This is a genomic window from Pseudomonas viridiflava, assembly GCF_003702045.1.
GTDB lineage: Bacteria > Pseudomonadota > Gammaproteobacteria > Pseudomonadales > Pseudomonadaceae > Aquipseudomonas > Aquipseudomonas viridiflava_C.
In genome coordinates this window covers 1-20,186 of the sequence record NZ_RBTP01000024.1, presented here as the reverse complement: position 1 = coordinate 20,186, position 20,186 = coordinate 1, and the positions used below count along the sequence as shown (strand labels likewise).

2 protein-coding genes and 1 pseudogene are annotated in these 20,186 nt (G+C 61.8%); all 3 read right to left on the bottom strand.

Going from position 1 to position 20,186, the window contains the following annotated elements:
* The coding region (locus ALP40_RS08905) for a non-ribosomal peptide synthetase (RefSeq protein ID WP_122207929.1) at window positions 1–5,645 on the bottom strand (5,645 nt) is incomplete at its 3' end.
* 244 nt (window positions 5,646–5,889) lie between these two features.
* The gene (locus ALP40_RS08900; RefSeq protein WP_122207928.1) at window positions 5,890–18,957 is read right to left on the bottom strand and encodes a non-ribosomal peptide synthetase; all 13,068 of its coding nucleotides are present in this window, start codon (window positions 18,955–18,957) and stop codon (window positions 5,890–5,892) included.
* Window positions 18,958–18,980: 23 nt separating this feature from the next.
* A pseudogene (locus tag ALP40_RS08895) lies at window positions 18,981–20,186 on the bottom strand (non-ribosomal peptide synthetase); the annotation flags it as partial.

Here is a 20,186-nt window from a genome sequence, read left to right as displayed (position 1 = left end):
TGAACGCCCTGCCCCAGACCGCCAGATTCCAGCAGCGCTTTCAAGGCCGATGGCACGGTGTTGATCAGCGTGACGTCATGTTCACCCTCGTTGAGGGCCAGCACATTGGTGACCACATCGATGCAGCCGCCGGAAATCAGCGGCGCGAAGCATTCGTACACTGCCAGGTCGAAGTTGAGCGACGTCGAGAACAGGGTTTTCGCCAGCACCGACGGCTCGAACGAGGCCTGCGCCCATGTCAGGAAGTTGACCGTGTTGCGGTGTTCGATCATCACGCCTTTCGGCAGTCCGGTGGAGCCGGAGGTGTAGATCACATAGGCCAAATGCGCCGAGGTTAACGAACCGACCTGCGGATTGCAGACGGATTTGTCCTGCCAGGTCACGTCATCCAAATTGACGACAGGCACGCCCGACGCAGCCACCAGATTTCGTGTGACGTTCTGAGCCAAGACAACCGCTGGCGCACTGTCCTGCAACATGTAGGCAATGCGTTCGGCCGGATAAGCCGGATCCAGCGGCACATAACCCCCGCCTGCTTTCAGAATCGCCAGCAACCCGACCACCATGTCCGCGCCACGCTCGACGCAAATCGCCACGCGGGAATCGGGCACCACGCCTTGCGCACACAGATGATGGGCCAGGCGGTTGGCGCGTTCATTAAGTTCGCTGTACGTCAGCTCAGCCGCACCGTGAACCAGCGCAACAGCCGCTGGCGTACGCTGAACCTGCGCTTCGAACAAGCCGTGAACGGTCTGCTCCAGTGGGTACTCGGCAGCGGTGTCGTTGAAACCGAGCAGCACTTGCTCACGCTCGGTTTGCGGCAATACCGACAGGCTGCGCAAAGACGCCTGTGGCGTCAGCTCAAGCGCTTCAACCAGTTGTTGCAAGGCTGTCTGCATGTAATCGCAGACACGTTGGGCATCGACGCCTTTCTGCACCAGTGTGGTCAGCAGCAGGTTGTCACCCAGGTCGTCGACGTTCAGCGTCAGCGGGTAGTTGGTTCTTTCTTCACCGGACAACCCTTCAATGCCCTTCCAGGCTTCGCGCATCTGATCGGTCACAGCGCCAGCCGCGCTGTGACGGTAGTTCAGCAAGGCACTGAACAGCGGAATCGAAGCCGGCACGCCGCTGCACCGTTGGGCCAGCGCCAACGAAGCATGCTCGTGCCCCAACAGGCCGCTCAGCCTGCCGTGCGCAGCCTTGACGCCTGCGCGGACCCCTTGTTCGGCTACATCCAGACGCAGCGGCAGCGTGTTGATGAACAGGCCGATGGCACGGTCCGCGCCGTCTCCGCCCTGCAAACGGCCCATCAGAACGGTGCCGAACACCACATCCTGTTTGCCTGAAATGCGCCCCAGTACCACGCCCCACGCCAGGTGTACCAGGCTGGCGACGCTGACCCCGAGCTGACGAGCCTGTGCCCGCAGTCGTTGATCCACGCCTTCGTGCAACGTTTGCCGGACCTCCTCGATACCGTCACCGCTGCCCTGCACGTTCTGCAGGCCGAACGGCAGTGTGGGCTCGTCAACATTGCCTAGCATGTCGCGAAAGAACGTTTCATGGTCGCCACGGCTCACGCCCAGGCGGGCCTGCGCGACGTAGTTCCGATAGGCAACCGGCTCGCCCAACTCATGCTGAAGGCCCAGCAGCCAGGCCTGCATTTCGTGCTGCACCACGTCCAGCGCAGTGTGGTCCAGTGCCATGTGATGAAACAGCAACAACGCCACCCAACGCCGATTTACGGCATCTTCGGCAAACGCCAGGCGCAGCAAGGGCGCTTGACCAAGGTCCAGGCGCAGCTGTCGAGGATCGAAGCGGGCCTGCAACTGAGCACCGACATCACCCTGGAGCGGGTCGAGGTCGACCTCTTCAACCGGCAAGCGCGCATGACGGCAGACGACCTGTACCGGGCTGTCGAGTCCTTCCCAGTAAACCGCACTGCGCAGGATGTCATGGCGATCGACAACGGCTTGCAGCGCCTGCGTGAAAGCGTCCAGACGGCTGAGGTCCGCCAGACTGAACAGCGTTTGCAGCACGTACGGATCACCCTGCTCGGCCGCCAGATGGTGATAAAGAATGCCTTCCTGCAACGGTGCCAGCGCGTAGATATCCTGGATATTGTCAATGCCGCCGGGCACGCGGGCGACAATGCGGTCGATGGAACGCTGGTCCAGGTCTGCCAGCGGCAGCATGTCCGGGGTGATGCGCGAGCACCCGGCGATAATAGCGTTGGCCGGGACTTCAACTTCGTGATTTTCACCCACTGCAGCGGCCAGCGCCGCCAGTGTCGGTTGACCGAACAACACCCGCACATCAGCGTGCAGATCAGCCTGACGCATACGCTCGATAAGGCTGACAGCCAACAGCGAATGGCCGCCCAGCTCGAAGAAATTGTCGAAGCGACCGACCCGCTCAACCTTGAGCAATTGCGCCCAGAGCGCGGCCAGCGTCTGTTCCACTGCGCCAACCGGCTCAACATACTCACGGCTGGCGAACGCGTCTGCCTCCGGTTCCTGCAGTGCGCGCCGGTCCAGTTTGCCGTTGGACGTCAGCGGAAAGCTGTGCAGCACCACGAACGCGGACGGGACCATGTAATCGGCCAGCGAGCCCAGCAGCTCGTCACGTAACGCCTGGGCACTGAGTTGGGCACCCGATTGCGGGATCACATAAGCCAACAGGCGTTTTTGCCCGGGCGTGTCCTGATCGGCACGAACCAGCACCGTCGCTTCGGCAACACCACTGCATTCCGTCAGGCGAGCAGCGATTTCGCCCAGTTCGATACGGAAGCCGCGGATCTTGACCTGATCGTCGTTGCGCCCCTGGTATTCGATGGCCCCGTCAGCCCGCCAGCAACCCAGATCGCCGGTGCGGTACAGCATCGCCCCGGCTTGGGTATCGAAAGGGTCGGAGATGAATTTTTCCTGGGTCAGATCAGGGCGGTTCAGATAGCCTTGCGCAACACCGTCACCACCAATATACAACTCGCCCGTTACGCCCAGCGGCGCCGGACGACGGTGTTCATCCAGCACGTACACACGGCTGTTGCCGATCGGTCGGCCGATGGGAATGGTCGCACCCTCGATCTTCTCGATCTTCCAGGTGGTCGAAAAGGTCGTGGCCTCGGTCGGCCCGTAGCCGTTAAGCAGATGCTGAGGCGCGCCATTGGCCAGAACCCGGCCAATGATCAGCGGGTCTAGCACATCGCCGCCTACGATCAGGTAACGCAACCGGCTGAACGCCTCGCTCATGCCCTGTGCATATTGATGAAACAGGCCGGCCGTCATCCACAACACGCTAACCGAATGCTCGATCAGCAGCCTGGCAAAACGCTCCCGAGACAGCAGAATGTCCTGATCGACCAACACCGCGCAGCCGCCATTGAGCAGGGCCGCCCAGACTTCGAGCGTGCTGGCATCGAATGCCGGGTTGGAGGCAAACGCCACTCGGTCTGTAGCGTTGAAGTCTGCATAGCCGTTATTGAGCACCAGGCGGTTGATTGCCCGATGTGTCACCAGTACGCCTTTAGGCGTGCCCGTCGAGCCCGAGGTGTACATCACATAGGCGGCAGCCCCACCGTCCAGGATCGGTTGGGCCATCGGGGCCGAGCTTTTATTAATCTCGCCGTCCAGCGTGAGACGGTCGACTTCCAGACGGGTGATGCCGTCCAGAGCACTGCGCGTGCTCACGCTCAGCAGCAGGCGTGCCTGACTGTCCTGAAGCATGAATCGTTGACGTTCAGCGGGCGCATTGACGTCCAGCGGAACGTAGACTGCGCCGCACTTGAGCACCGCCAACTGGCTGATCAACAGCTCGAACGAGCGCTCCAGCTCGATGGCGACCCGGTCACCCGGCTGAATACCCTGCGCACGTAAAAGATGGGCCAGTCCGTTGGCCCGATTGTTCAGGTCGGCGTAACTCAATTGCCGATCGGCATGCACCGCTGCCGTCGCGCCGGGCTGCCGAAGCGCATGCGCCTCGAACACGGCTGGCACGCTGAGTTCGCGGGGATAGGTGCGGGCGGTGTCGTTGAAGGTGTCGAGCACCTGCTGACGCTCTTGTAACGGCATGAGGTCCAGCGCACTCAGGGCGCATCGCGGGTCCTGCTCCAGCGCTTCGGTCAATTGCTCGAAAGCGCTGACCAGGTACTCGGCGATCCGCTGGGCGCCAATCTGCGCAAGTGCCAGAACGCTGACGAAAAAGTGTTCACCCAGATCGTCCACCGACACCGTGATCGGGTAGTTGCTGCGCTCTTCCCCGCCCACGACCTGCAAACCATGCCAGGCTTGGTGGGCCTGAGCGGTCACCGCCTGTGCCGCGCTGCCGTGACGGTAATTGAGCAATGAGCCAAACAGGGGCGCAGGTGCCGCTACGCCACTGCAACGCTGAGCCAACGCCAGCGAAGCATGTTCATGACCCAGCAGTGCGGTCAGGCGCTGGTGAGTAGCCTTGACGCTGTCGTCCACACTCTGGCTGCCCAGTTCGACCCGCAGCGGTAAGGTGTTGATGAACATCCCCAACGCCCGTTCAGCGCCCTCTCCACCTTGCATACGGCCCATCAGTACAGTGCCGAACACCACGTCTTCACGTCCGCAAATGCGCCCCAACACCTGGGCCCAGGCCAGGTGCGCAAGGCTTGCAGCGCTCACACCAAGGCGTCTTGCCTGGGTACGCAGACGCGCCCCCAGCGCTTCATCAACCTTCAGCCGTGCTTCTTCGATAACGGTGTCAGCCCCCAGCGCATCGGCGAACCCGAACGGCAGGCTGCTCGCCTCGACGTCGCCCAGCATGTCGCGGAAAAAGGCTTCGTGGGCTGCATGATCGGCGCCGTTGCGGGCCAGCGCCACGTAGTTTCGATAGGGAACCGGGGCAGCCAGCGTGTCCGCCGTTCCCAGCAAAAAGGCCTGCGCTTCGTGTTGCACCAACTCCAGTGCCGCATGATCCAGTGCCATGTGATGGAACAGCAGCAACGCGACGCAGCGGGCATTGACCGGATCGGCCGACCAGACCAGGCGGATCAGCGGTGCCTGCCCCACGTCCATGCGGTAGTGACGGCTGTCGAAACGCTCATGCAACTGCTGGCTAATGTCGCCATCGGCCGGGTCGAGCTCGATCTGTTCAAAACCAAGCCTGGCTTCGCGCCAGACGACCTGCACAGGCGCGTCCAGCCCTTCCCAGACCATCGCGGTACGCAGAATGTCGTGGCGATCGACGACGCCCTGCAAGGCACCGGCAAACGCCTCCAGGCGCTGCGCAGAGTCGGCCGCAAAGACCGTTTGCAAGACATACGGGTCACCCTGCGCAGCGGAAATATGGTGGTAGAGAATCCCTTCCTGCAGCGGTGCCAGCGGGTAGATATCCTGCACATTGCCAGCACCGCCAGGCACCGTTTCAACGATCCGGTCGATGGCGGCCTGGCTCAGTTCGGCCAGCGGCAGCATCTGCGGGGTGATACGGAAAGCCGGGCTCAGCCAGTCACCGCCGTTCTTCTTCACCAGTGCGAGTAACGCGTCCTTGTGAACGCGCATGCTGTCCATCAGTGCATCGTCAAGGCCTTCGTCGTCACCCAGAATGACGAGATCGCCTTCGTCGTGCTGGAGACGGATCGGGTGATCGGAAATGATAGCCATCAGTTCGTTGAAGAGCATTGAAGAACCTGCGCTGTTTGGATTCGGAGAAAGTCGGAGGCACACACAAGCCGACTTCAAAAGGTAAAAATTCACCTTTCAGGATGGGAAAAAACTAGAGCATCAGTCCGGGGGTGTCTGTCACGGCAAGCAGGGACAGACCCGATGCAGGTGCCGAAGGTGCGGGGGAAACGACGTCCCCTTGTAGGGGGACGCCGTTGGGTGAGGCGAGGGTCAGTGGCGTGGATTCACGATATGAATCCGATCAGATACGGCGTTTGCGTTGCAGTGTTGGCACGCTGGAGGCCGCAACATGCACCTCGGTCAGCGTTTTCAGGGAAGCGGCGACCGCGATCAGCGTCGATTGCCCGAACAGCACGCGCACATCGGCTTCAAGACCGGCCTGACGCATCCGCTCGATCAGGCTGACCGCCAGCAGTGAGTGCCCGCCCAGCTCAAAGAAATGGTCATGACGCCCAACCCGTTCGACTTTGAGCAGGTCAGCCCAGAGCGAGGCGAGCCAGGTTTCGGTTTCACCCTGCGGCGGCTCGTAAAGGTGGGTGACATAGGCCTGGCTGTCAGGCACCGGCAGACGCTGACGATCCAGCTTGCCGTTGGGCGTGAGTGGCAAAGCGTCGAGGCGAACGTAGGCGGCTGGCACCATGTATTCGGGCAGTTGTGCCTGCAAATGCGCACGCAACGAAGCCGCGTCCACCTCGATCTGCGCAACTTGCGGCGTGTAATACGCCACCAGTCGAACATCGCCAGGCGCGTCTTCACGCGCCAGCACCACCGCTTCGCGAACCGTCTGATGCCCGGCCAGCCGCGCTTCGATTTCACCCAGCTCCACGCGGAAGCCGCGAATCTTCACCTGATCGTCATTGCGCCCCAGGTACTCGATATTGCCGTGCACCGACCAGCGCCCCAGATCGCCGGTGCGATACATCCGGGCACCTAACACTTCGCTGAACGGATCATTAAGGAAACGCTGAACCGTCAGGTCGTCACGGTTCAGGTAACCCCTCGCTACGCCCGCACCGCCGATGAACAGCTCCCCGGCCACGCCCATTGGCACCGGGTTCAGGTACTCGTCGAGCACGTAGAACCGGGTATTGGCGATCGGCTTGCCGATGTGCGCGGCGAACCCGCTCTCACGATCCATCGCCACCCAGCTGGAATAGGTAGTGGTTTCCGATGGGCCATAGAGGTTGCAGAGACGCTTGACGTCGGTCTGTTTGAACAGACTTTCGACCAGGCTGCGCTTGAGCGCTTCACCCGCGACGTTGACGGTGTGTACCCCCTGCCCCAGTCCGCCGGACTCCAGCAACGCCTTGAGCGCCGATGGCACGGTATTGATCAGCGAGACGGTGTAATCACGCTGTTTCAGTTCAAGTACATTTTTCACCAACTCCACGCAGCCGCCCGAGACCAACGGTGCAAAACACTCGTAAACCGCCAGGTCGAAGTTCAGCGATGTGGAGAACAGCGTTTTGGCAAGCTCCGAGGGTTCGAACGAACGCTGCGCCCAGGCCAGGAAGTTGACCGTGTTGCGGTGTTCGATCATCACACCTTTGGGCAGGCCGGTGGAACCGGAGGTGTAGATCACGTACGCCAGATGCGCAGGCGTCAGCGACGTGACGATCGGGTTGTATACCGGTTGTCCCAGCCAGGTGTTGCTGTCCAGATCGATCACTGGCGCAGCGGTTTCGGCCAACAGGCCCAGGGTCGCCGCATGTGCCAGCACCACGGTCGGCGCACTGTCCTTGAGCATGTAGGCAATACGTTCGACCGGGTATGCCGGATCGAGCGGCACATAACCGCCGCCCGCCTTGAGAATGGCCAGTAACCCGACCACCATGTGTGTGCTGCGCTCAACACAGATTGCCACCCGATCATCCGGCTGTACGCCCTGCTCGCGCAGATGCCAGGCCAGACGATTGGCACGCTCGTTCAACTGGGCATAGCTAAGCCGCTCGCCACCGTGAACCAGCGCCTCGGCATCGGGGGTGCGCTGCACCTGGGCTTCGAACAGCCCGTGAATGGTTTGCCCAGAGGGATAGTAGTGATCCGTGTCGTTGAACAACGCCAGAAGGCGGCGCTCATCATCGTCCGGCAGCGCAACGCCGTGCACCGGCTGATCGGCGTCAGCGACCATCGCGCGCAGCAGGCACTCCATGTAACCGCGATAGCGCTCAACGGTGGCGGGCAGAAACAGCGCCGTCGCAAATTCCAGACTGCCCTGCAACTGCCCATTGACCTCGCCCAGATCCAGCGACAAATCGAACTTGGCCGTGCGCCTTGGCGCACCGATGCTTTCGAGCGTCAGTTCGCCCAGTATCAGGTCGACATTTTCAGTGTTCTGCCACGACAACATCGCCTGGAACAGGGCACTGTGAGACAGGCTGCGTACCGGTTTGACCACCTCGACCACATGTTCGAACGGCAGTGTCTGCCGCGCCTGCGCCTGAAGCGCCACCTGACGCACCCTGCTCAGCAAATCGGTAAACGCGGGTTTTCCGGACAGATCGATGGGCAATGCCAGGGTGTTGACGAACAGACCGATCAGCCCTTCGACCTCGGCACTCACGCGGTTGGCGACCGGCGAGCCGATAACGACATGTTCCTGATCCGCCAGGCGACCCAGTGTCGCCGCCCATACTGCGAGCACCGTCATGTACAGCGTGGTGCCATGACGCTTGCTCAAGTCCTTTAGCTGACGAGTCAACTGTACGTCGAAGCAAACGGGTATGGCCGCACCGCTGTAGTCCTGGATCGCCGGACGTGGCCGGTCGGTTGGCAGGGTCAGCATGGCCGGTGCCTGCGCCAGTGTGGTACGCCACCAGGTCGTCTGCGCCTGCAATGCCTCGCTGTCCAGCAGGCGTCGCTGCCAGGCTGCGTAATCGGCATAGTGCACAGTCAGCGCTGGCAGTGGATCCTGCGCGCCGTGCGCGAATGCCTCGTAAAGCGCGCCCAGCTCGCGAGTCAGCACCCCCATTGACCAACCGTCCGAGACGATATGGTGCAGCGTCACCAGCAGGACGTGTTCGTCATCGGCCATGCGGATCAATTGCCCGCGTATCAACGGGCCGTGTTGCAGGTCGAACGCCTGACCGGCCTCCTCGGCCGTCAGATCACTCAGGGCCTTGGCGGCATCGGCCTGTTGCGAGAGGTCCACATGGCGCAAGGCAAAGCCGATGTCGGCTGGCAGAATACGCTGCACCGCTGCACCGCTGGCGGGCTGGACGAAGCAGGTGCGCAAGGATTCATGGCGCGCCACGACACGGTCCAGCGCACGTTTCAGCGCAGGCACGTCGAGTTGCCCCTTGAGCCGCAGACCGGCTGGCAGATGGTAGGCCGCACTGGCACCGTCCATTCGGGTCAGGAAAAGCAGACGTTGCTGAGCGAACGACAACGGCAAGGCTTCATCGCGTGAAACAACGGTAATGTCCGGCCAGTCGCTACGCGTCGTCCTTGCCATGTGTTCGGCCACGGCCGCCAGTTGCGGGTGAGCGAACAACGCCGCCAGCTCCAGCTCGACGCCCCACTGCTTGCGCACTTGGGATATCAGGCGCATCGCCAGCAGCGAGTGCCCGCCCAGCTCAAAGAAGTCGTCGTGACGGCTCACCTGTTCAACCTTGAGCAACTGCGCCCATAGCTGGGCAAGTCCGGTTTCCAGCTCGCCTTGCGGTGCCTGATATTCACGCTCCACGCTTGCCTGCGGCGCAGGCAACGCCTTGCGGTCCAGTTTGCCGTTGGGGGTCAGCGGCAGCATCTCCAGATGCATGAACACACTCGGCACCATGAACTCAGGCAGCGTCGCCAGCAGCGCATCGCGCATGACGGCCGCCGCACAAGGTAACCCTGTGTAGTAACCGGCCAGGCGCAGATCGCCGTGGGCCGCTTCGACCGCCAGCACCGCGGCCTCGCGAATTCCCGGCAGCGCACTGAGCCTGGCTTCGATTTCACCCAGCTCGATGCGATAACCGCGGATCTTCACCTGGAAATCGTTGCGCCCCAGGTACTCGAGGCTGCCATCGGCCCGGTAACGGGCCAGATCGCCCGTGCGGTATAACCGTGCGCCCGATTCATGGGAGAACGGATCATCGACAAAGCGCTCTGCGGTCAAGTCGGCACGATTCAGATAGCCACGGGCCACGCCGTCGCCACCGATGTACAGTTCAGCCGCCACGCCGTGGGGCACCGGCTCGCCCTGCTCATCCAGCAAGTAAAAACGGGTGTTTGCAATCGGCCGGCCGATGCTCACGCTGGTGGACGCCGTGTCCAGGCTGTCGAACTGCAACGCCGACGACCAGATGGTGGTTTCTGTCGGGCCGTAGACATTCCAGAGCGTATTGACCCTGGCGGCCAGCCGGTGCGCCAGATCCAGTGGCAACGCTTCACCGCCGCACAACGCTTTGAGCCGTGCAGCACCTGCCCAGTCGGCATCCAGCAACAGCCGCCACGTGGCGGGCGTGGCTTGCATCAAGGTGGCCCCACTGCGGCTGATTGCCTGGGCCAGCAGCAACGGATCCTGGCTCTGCTGGCGATCCAGCAACACCGTGCAGGCGCCGCATATCAATGGCAGATACAACTCCAACCCTGCAATGTCGAACCCGATGGTGGTCACGGCCAGCAAACGGTCAGTAGCGCTGATACCGGTCATGTCACGCATGGCGCAGAGCAGATTGACAACGCCGCGCTGCTCGACCATCACGCCCTTGGGCTTACCGGTGGAACCTGAGGTGTAGATGACATAGGCCAACTGGCGCGCAGCGTCATGCGCCGTCGTGTCGGCACCTGCGTCATCGACAACGGCTTTGCGCCAGGTCGCGTCCTGATCCAGCCCGATCAGCAGAATGTCTGCGCAGGACAGACCGTCCGGCACGCCGCCCAGTGTCAGCAACGCGACCGGCGAGCTGTCCTCAAGCATGTAATTCAAGCGCTCCGCCGGGTATGCCGGATCCAGCGGTACGTAGCAACCGCCCGCCTTGAGAATGCCCAGCAACCCGACCAGCATCTCCAGGCCGCGCTCCATGCACAGCGCAACGGGTGCATTGCGCGCGCCCAGCAGCGGCTTGAGGTGTTTGGCCAACTGGCTCGCCTGCCGGTCCAGGTCTCGATAGCTCAGGCGTCGCTCGCCGTGGACCACTGCGGTGGCCTCAGGCGTGCGCTGCACCTGAGCCTCGAACAGACCCTGCACCGTCGAGTGCTTCGGATACTCGACCTGGGTGTCGTTGAGGGAGGTCAGCAGATGCTCACGGGCTGCGTCGGGCAATACCGAAATCTGTCCGACCGGCATCGATGACGCCTGCTCAAGGGCATCGAGCAGATTGCTCAAGGCACATTGCAGGTAACCGCACACCGCCTCGGCATCAATACCGTTGGTGGCCTGTACGGTCAGAATGAAGCCTTCGCCGATGTCATCCACTGCCAGGGACAATGGGTAGGCTGTACGTTCATGCGCCTCAAGCCCCTCGATGCCCTGCCAGGCGGTGTAAGCCTGGGCCGAGCTGTCCACCGGGCTGTGGCGGTAGTTGAGCAGCGTGCCAAAGAGCGGTGCCGGAGCGGCTACACCACTGCAACGCTGGGCCAGGGCCAACGGAGCGTGTTCATGTTCAAGCAGCCCGGTCAGACGCGCATGAATCTGTCTGACGGACTGAGCCGCAGTCTGCGCGCCCAGCGCCACCCGGATCGGCAACGTGTTGATGAACATGCCAAGGGCGCGGTCGGCCCCCTCGCCGCCTTGCATACGGCCCACCAGCACAGTCCCGAACACCACATCGTCACGCATCGAGACACGCCCGACCACCAGCCCCCAGGCGAGGTGCATAAGGCTTGCGGCACTGACGCTCAAACTGCGCGCCAGACGTCGCACGCGAAGGCAGGCTTCGCTGTTCACCGTTTGCTTTGCTTCCTGCAACGCCTGTGTGGACGCCTGCTGGCCGAAGGGCAAGGTGGGCTCGTCAACGTCTTGCAGCATGTCGCGGAAGAACCGCTCATGGGCTGCGTCGTTGTTGCGCAGTCGGACCTGGGCGATGTAATTACGATAAGGAACCGGAGCAGGCAACTCGACCGAATCGTCCAGCAGCAGGCTCTGTATTTCGGAAATGACCACATCGTACGCAACGTGGTCCATGATCAGGTGATGGAACACCAGCGCGACGATGTAACGCTGAGTCGACGGATCCCAGGCGTAAGGCAGGCACAGCAATGGTGCCTGGCTGATGTCCAGACGGAAGTTACGTGCGTCGAACCGCTCACGCATCTGTTCGATGACGTCTCCTTGCGAAGCGTCCAGCTCGAGGCGCTCACTCGGCAGCGTGACAGCACGCAATACGACCTGTACGGGGTTATCGAGCCCCTTCCAGAACACGGCGGTGCGCAACATGTCGTGGCGATCCACCACTTTCTGCAACGCACTGACGAGCGAAGCCAGGCGGGTTTCGCTGTCCAGCGCCAGCAGCGAGTGAAGAATGAACGGGTCGCCTTCCCGGGCCGCAGCGTGGTGGTACAGGATGCCTTCCTGCAACGGCGCCAGTGCATAGATGTCCTGCACATTCGCGACACCTCCCGGCACCTGGGCGACGATGTTGTCGATTTCCGCCTGTTCCAGGCTGGCCAGCGGCAGCATTCCAGGCTCGATATGACGACAGTCGGCCGGAATGAGGTTGGCGGGAACGTCCGGTTCCTGCTCTTGAGTCAGGGAGGCGGCAAGCGCTGCGAGGGTCGGTTGACTGAACAGCACTTTGATATCGGCGTTCATGCCGTTCTGGCGCATGCGCTGGATAAGCGTCACCGCCAGCAGCGAGTGACCACCTAGGGCAAAGAAGTTATCGAAGCGCCCTACCTGTTCGATGGCCAGCACATCCGACCAGATACGCGACAGCACTGTTTCGACCTCGCCAACAGGTGCCTCGTAGGCCTGTGCGTTGAGTACCTGTTGATCGGGCGCAGGCAGCACCCTGCGGTCCAGCTTGCCGTTGCCGTTCAACGGCCAGTCTTCCAGGCGCACGAAAGCCGAAGGCACCATATAGTCCGGCAGTGCGGCGCGCAGCCAGGCCTGTACAGCCTGGACGGTCAGCGTCGAGTCGCTGGATTCGGCGGTGTAATACGCCACCAGTTGTTTTTGTCCGGGCACATCTTCGCGCACCATGACCGCAGCCTGATGGACACCCGGGCAGGATTGCAGGCGGGCATCGATTTCGCCCGGTTCGATCCTGAAGCCTCGCAGCTTGACCTGACCGTCGGCACGCCCCAAGTGTTCCAGGCTGCCGTCCGCGCGCCAGCAGCCACGGTCGCCGGACCGGTACAGCCGTGCGCCCGGCACCGTGCTGAACGGGTCAGCGATGAACGCCTGAGCGGTCAGCTCGGGACGATTGAGATACCCCAGCGCCACACCGTCGCCGCCGATGCATATTTCTCCGGCGACACCGACCGAGACCGGCTGCTGGCGGGCGTCGAGGACGTATACCCGTGTGTTGGCCAGCGGCTTGCCGATCGGCACATTGCTCATGTGCGCCGGAACGTGGGTCACATGCTCGGTAGTGGCATAGGTCGTGGTTTCTGTCGGGCCGTAGCAGTGAATCAGCGTCAGGTTAGGCGCGATGGCCAGCAGGTCGCGGAAGACCTGCGGGTCGGCGCGCTCGCCGCCGCACATCAAAAAGCGCAGATTGGCCAGGGTGTCGCCGATCAGGCTGACGTACTGGTTGAACACCGCTGTGGTCACGAACAGGGAGGTCACACCGGTGGCGGTCAAATGCGCTGCCAGACGCTGCGGATCCAGCAGCAGATCATGGTCGATGATGACCGCTTGTCCACCGTTGAGCAACGCGCCCCAGACTTCCAGGGTGCTGGCGTCGAATGCCGGGTTGGAAGCGAACGCCAGTCGGTCGTTGTGGTTGAAATCGGCGAACCCATTGTTGCGAACCAGCTTGACGATGCCACGATGCGCCACGATCACACCTTTCGGCGTGCCGGTGGAGCCCGAGGTGTACATGATGTACGCCGCCGACTCTGCAGTGTTGGTGCGCAGCGGGTCATGATCGGGTTGCGCATGGACGTCGAGACTGTCCAGATCCAGGCGAACGATGCCCTCAGGCACCTTTCGGTCTTGATGCGTCAGTACCTGCCGGGCACCGCTGTCGAGCATCATGAAGGTTTGACGGTCCGGCGGTGCGTTGACGTCCAGCGGCACGTACACCGCCGCACATTTGCTGATCGCCAACTGTGCCACCAGCAGGTCCAGCGAGCGAGGCAGCAAAATGGCAACCGAATCGCCAGCCGTCACGCCAAGGCCCAGCAGGTAATGGGCCAGGCAATTGGCACGGGTGTTCAGGGCGGCGTAGGTCAGTTGCTGTTGGCCATGCACCACTGCCAGAGTATCGGGCGATGCCACAACCTGCGACTCGAACAGGTCCGTGAGGGTAACGTCCCTCGGGTAATCGGCCGTCGTGGCATTGAAGTCGAGCAGCACGCGCTGGCGCTCGGCTTCGGCAATCGCCTGAATTTGATGCAAACCGCGTTGCGGGTCGTGTTCAAGCGCTTCGACCAGTTCCTGCAGCGTCGCAGCAAACGTGTCACAGACGCGTCGCGCGCCGACATCCAGCATGGCCAGGACGGTCACGACAAAATCTTCGCCCAAATCATCGATGGAAAGTGCCAGCGGATAATTGGTGTGTTCCTGACCGCTCTGGCTTTCGATGCCCTCCCAGGCCGACAGCGCCTGTTCAGACGTCACGTCCTGAGCACTGTGGCGATAATTGAGCAGTGCATTGAACAACGGTGCCGGTGCCGAAACCGCACTGCAGCGTTGCGCCAGGGCCAGGGATGCATACTCATGCGCCATCAGCGTTGCCAGACGCGCATGTGTGGCTTTGACCCCGTCGACCACGCTGCGTGCATCGATATCCACACGCAACGGCAGGGTATTGATAAACATGCCCAGCGCACGATCAGCGCCGTCACCGCCTTGCATACGGCCCATCAACACCGTACCGAACACTGCCTGATCGCGGCCACTGGCCTTGCTGACCAACAGTGCCCATGCCAGATGCATCAAACTGGCGGCGCTGACACCCAGCTTGCGGGCCTGAGCGCGTACCTGACGGCTGATTGCCGGATCGAGTTTCACACGCGCATCTTCGATGCCGCTGCCGTCGTCGGGCAACGATGCCTGACCGTAGGCCAGCGTCGGCTCGTCGATATCACCCAGCATGTCGCGGAAAAACGCCTCATGCTCATCCTGACCGAGCCCAAGGCGCGCCTGGGCCACGTAGTTACGATAAGGCACGGCACTCGGCAGCGAGTCCCCTTCACCCAGCATGAACGCCTGCATTTCGTCGCGAATCACGTCCAGTGCGGTATGGTCCAGCGCCAGATGGTGAAAGATCAGCAACATGACCCAGCGGCCACTGTCGCCGTCCGGTGCGCAGGCCAGACGAATCAAGGGTGCTTGGGCGAGATCAAGCCGGTAATGGCTGCTTGCGAAACATTTGCTCAATTGTTCGCCAACACTGCCGTCTGCCGGGCTCATGTCCACCCTTTCAACGATCAGATCTGCGTGACGCCAGACCACTTGCACCGGGGCGTCCAGGCCTTCCCAGAGCACCGATGTGCGCAGGATGTCATGGCGCTGAACGACCTGTTGCAACGCATTGGCGAACGCGTCCAGGTGTTCGCGGCTTCTGACCGAAAAAGTGGCTTGCAGCACGTAGGGATCGCCTTGTTCGGCGCTGATGTGATGGTAGAGAATGCCTTCCTGCAGCGGTGCGAGCGGGTAGATATCCTGCACGTTCGCAGCACCGCCCGGGACGGTGGCCACGATGCCGTCCAGCGTCGACTGGTCCAGCTCAATCAAAGGCAGCATCTGCGGGGTAATGTGAGTGCTGCCGGAGGCGATGCCGTTCGCTGGCACCGTGATTTCCCGTCCACTGCCCACGGCTGCCGCCAGCCCTGCCAGCGTAGGCTGGCCGAACAGCACGCGAACATCGGCACTGAGCCCTTGCTGGCGCATTTTTTCAACCAGCCTGACTGCCAGCAGCGAGTGGCCACCCAGCTCGAAGAAATAGTCGTGCCGCCCGACACGCTCAACCTGTAGCACCTCGGCCCAAATCTGCGCCAACGCGATTTCCACGTCACCTTGCGGTGCTTCGTAGCCACGGCTGATCAGCGCCTGCTGGTCCGGGGCAGGCAATGCCTTGCGGTCCAGCTTGCCGTTGGGGGTCAGCGGCAGTTTTTCCAGATGCACGTAAGCCACCGGGATCATGTAGTCCGGCAGTTGACCTTGCAGGTGGCTGCGCAGGGTTTCGATTTCGATGTGTGCTTGATCGGACGTGAAATACGCCACCAGACGCTTGTCGCCTGGCACGTCTTCACGTGCCATGACGACAGCTTCCTGAACACCGGCATGCTGGGCCAACTTGGCCTCGATCTCGCCCAGTTCGATACGGAAACCGCGAATTTTGACCTGATCATCGTTACGACCCAGGTATTCGATATTGCCGTCCGCCAACCAACGACCCAGGTCGCCGGTGCGGTACATGCGGGCGTTTGCTTTAACGCTGAAAGGATCGTTGAGGAAACGTTCGGCGGTCAGGTCGTCGCGATTGAGGTAACCCCGCGCCACGCCCGCACCACCGATGTAGATCTCACCCGGCACACCCAATGGCACCGGCTGGCTCTGATCGTCCAGCAAGTAGAACTGGGTATTGGCCACCGGTTTGCCGATGTGCGCGGCGAAACCGTTTTCACGGTCCATTGCCACCCAGCTGGAATAGGTCGTTGTTTCTGACGGACCATAGAGGTTGCACAGGCGCTGGACCTGAGTCTGTTCGAACAGGCTCTCGACCAGACTGCGCTTGAGCGCCTCGCCCGCCACGTTGACGGTATGAACGCCCTGCCCCAGACCACCAGACTCCAGCAACGCTTTCAAAGCCGAGGGCACGGTGTTGATCAGCGTGACGTCATGCTCGCCTTCATTAAGGGCCAACACGTTGGTGACCACATCGATGCAGCCACCGGAAATCAGCGGCGCGAAGCACTCGTAAACCGCCAGATCGAAGTTCAATGAGGTGGAGAACAGGGTTTTTGCCAGCACCGACGGTGCGAACGAGGCCTGCGCCCACGTCAGAAAGTTGACCGTGTTGCGGTGTTCGATCATCACGCCTTTTGGCAGACCGGTGGAGCCGGAGGTGTAGATCACATAGGCGAGATGCGCGGAGGTCAAAGAATCGACCTGTGGATTGCAGACGGATTTGTCCTGCCAAGTCACGTCATCCAGATTGACTACAGGCACGCCCGACGCCGACAAAAGCGAAAGCGTTGCGTCCTGTGCCAGCACCGCAGCCGGTGCGCTGTCCTGCAACATGTAGGCAATGCGTTCGGCCGGATATGCCGGATCCAGCGGTACATAGCCGCCGCCGGCCTTCAGAATCGCCAGCAGCCCAACCACCGTGTCCGCGCCACGCTCGACGCAAATCGCCACGCGGGAATCGGGCACCACGCCCTGCTCACGCAGATGATGGGCCAGACGGTTGGCGCGTTCGTTCAGTTCGCTATACGTCAACTCAGCCGCGCCGTGGACCAGCGCCACGGATGTCGGCGTACGCTGAACCTGCGCTTCGAACAGGCCGTGAACGGTCTGATCCAGCGGGTACTCGGCAGCGGTGTCGTTGAAACTGACCAGCAATTGCTGACGCTCGGCTTCAGGCACGACTGACAGACCTGCCAGCGGCGCGCTTCCGCCCGCCTCCAGCATGTCGACGATCCGGGTCAGGGCTGCCGCCATGTAGTCGGCAACGCGCTGCGCACCGATTTGCGCAGACGCTTGCACGCTGAGCGCAAATCGTTCACCAAAGTCATCCATCGAGAGAATCAATGGGTAGTTGGTACGCTCATCGGCGCCCAGATTCTCCATGCCTTCCCAGATAGCCAGGGTTTGCGCATCGACTGCCTGTTCGGCGTGCGCGCTGTGACGGTAGTTGAACAATGCACTGAACAGTGGCGTCGGGGCCGCAACTGCGCTGCAACGTTGAGCCAGTGCCAGCGAGGCGTGTTCATGGCCCACCAGTTGAGTCAGGCTGGCGTGGGTGGCCTTTACCGCGTCCCGCACCGTTTGCCCACCCAGCCTGATACGCAGCGGCAAGGTGTTGATGAACATGCCCATAGCCTGTCCAGTCCCTTGCGACGCGTTCATGCGGCCCAGCATGACCGTGCCGAACACCACGTCGTCACGCGCAGAGACAGCACCCAGCACGCAGGCCCACGCCAAATGACAGAGACTGGTAGCGCTCACCCCCAACTGACGCGTCTGGGCGCGCAGGCGAGTGCCAAGCTCTGCCGGCAATGGCAGGTGAGCGTCTTCGATATCGTTGCCGTCGCCCAGCACGTCTTGAAGGCCGAACGGCAGCGTCGGCTCGTCCACGTCACCCAGCATCTCGCGGAAGAACGTCTCGTGACCCTGACGCTTGCCCGGCTGCCGGGTCTGGGACACGTAGTTGCGAAATGGCACAGCCGCGGCCAGGGTATCGGTATTCCCCGAGAGGTAGGCCTGCATTTCACGCTGCACGATTTCCAGTGCCGCATGGTCGATGGCCAAGTGATGAAACAGCAGCATGGCCACCCAGCGATCATGGGCTGTGTCTTCGCACACAACCAGCCGCATCAGCGGCGCCTCGCGGATGTCCAGGCGATAGTGACGCGGGTCGAAGCGGGCCTTGAGCTGCGACAGCACGTCACCGTCATTCAATTCGTCGGTGATGTCGCACACCGTCAGTTCTGCCTTGCGCCAGACGACCTGCACGGGATCTTCAAGGTTCTCCCAGGCCAGCGACGTGCGCAGGATGTCATGCCGGTCGATCACGCTCTGCAACGCATCGATGAAATGCCCGAGCCGCTCACGGCTGGCCATGCTGAATTCGGCCTGTAGCACGTAGGGGTCACCCCGCTCGGCGGCCAGGTGGTGGTAGAAAACCCCCTCCTGCAACGGCGCCAGCGGGTAAATGTCCTGTACGTTGGCGGCACCGCCCGGGATTGCAGACACGATGCTGTCGATCGCAGCCTGTTCCAGTGTCAACAGCGGCAGCATGGCCGGAGTGATGTACTCGCACCCTGAAGCGATGCCGCTTTCAGGTACGGTCTGCAGGCTCAACAGGCCGGAGGCGTAGCGCCCGTCCTTGATGGACTCGATCAGTGCTGCTTTGTTTTCTCGCAGCAATGCCAGCGTTGCAGGCTCGGCGAGGGACTGTTTGCGACCACGAACCACCAGTTGATCACCCGTGACGGAAAGCTCGATTCCCTTCTCTTCCAGTGTTGCCAACAGTTCAATCAAACTCACAGGACAATCTCCGTTTTTTCCGTCGCCGCGGCGTATTCCGCAAGGGTGGGTTGTTCGAACAGCGTTTTGAAATCAGCCTCGATGCCTGCCTGCCGCATCCTTTCCATAAGGCTGACGGCCAGCAGCGAATGACCACCCAATTCGAAGAAATGGTCATGGCGGCCTACACGCTCGATGTTCAGAACGTCTGCCCAAAGTTCGGCCAGCCTGTTTTCGGTTTCGCCTTGCGGCGGTTGATAGCCACGGCTGACGGTGGCCAGAGAGCCCGGCACAGGAAGCGCCTTACGATCCAGCTTGCCGTTGGGGGTCAGCGGCAGTTTTTCCAGGTGTACGTACGCCGCCGGGATCATGTAGTCCGGCAGTTGACCTTGCAGGTGGCTGCGCAGGGTTTCGATCTCGATGTGTGCTTGATCGGCGGTGAAGTACGCCACCAGACGTTTGTCGCCCGGCACGTCTTCCCGGGCCATGACCACCGCCTCTTGAACGGCGGCATGTTGAGCCAGCTTGGCCTCAATCTCGCCCAGTTCGACACGGAAACCGCGAATCTTGACCTGATCATCGTTACGGCCCAGGTATTCGATATTGCCGTCTGCCAGCCAGCGACCGAGGTCGCCGGTGCGGTACATGCGGGCGTTTGCCGCTGTGCTGAAAGGATCGTTGAGGAAACGTTCGGCGGTCAGATCGTCACGGTTCAGGTAACCCCGTGCCACACCCGCGCCGCCGATGTAGATCTCACCCGGCACACCCAATGGCACCGGCTGGCCCTGATCGTCCAGCAAGTAGAACTGGGTATTGGCCACCGGTTTGCCGATGTGCGCGGCGAAACCGTTTTCACGGTCCATTGCCACCCAACTGGAATAGGTCGTTGTTTCTGACGGACCATAGAGGTTGCACAGGCGCTGAACCTGAGTCTGCTCAAACAGGCTTTCCACCAGGCTACGTTTTAGCGCTTCACCCGCCACGTTAACGGTATGAACGCCCTGCCCCAGACCACCAGATTCCAGCAGCGCTTTCAAGGCCGATGGCACGGTGTTGATCAGCGTGACGTCATGTTCACCCTCGTTGAGGGCCAGCACATTTGTGACCACATCGATGCAGCCGCCGGAAATCAGCGGCGCAAAGCACTCGTAGACTGCCAGATCGAAGTTGAGCGACGTCGAGAACAGGGTTTTTGCCAGCACCGACGGTGCGAACGAGGCCTGCGCCCATGTCAGGAAGTTGACCGTGTT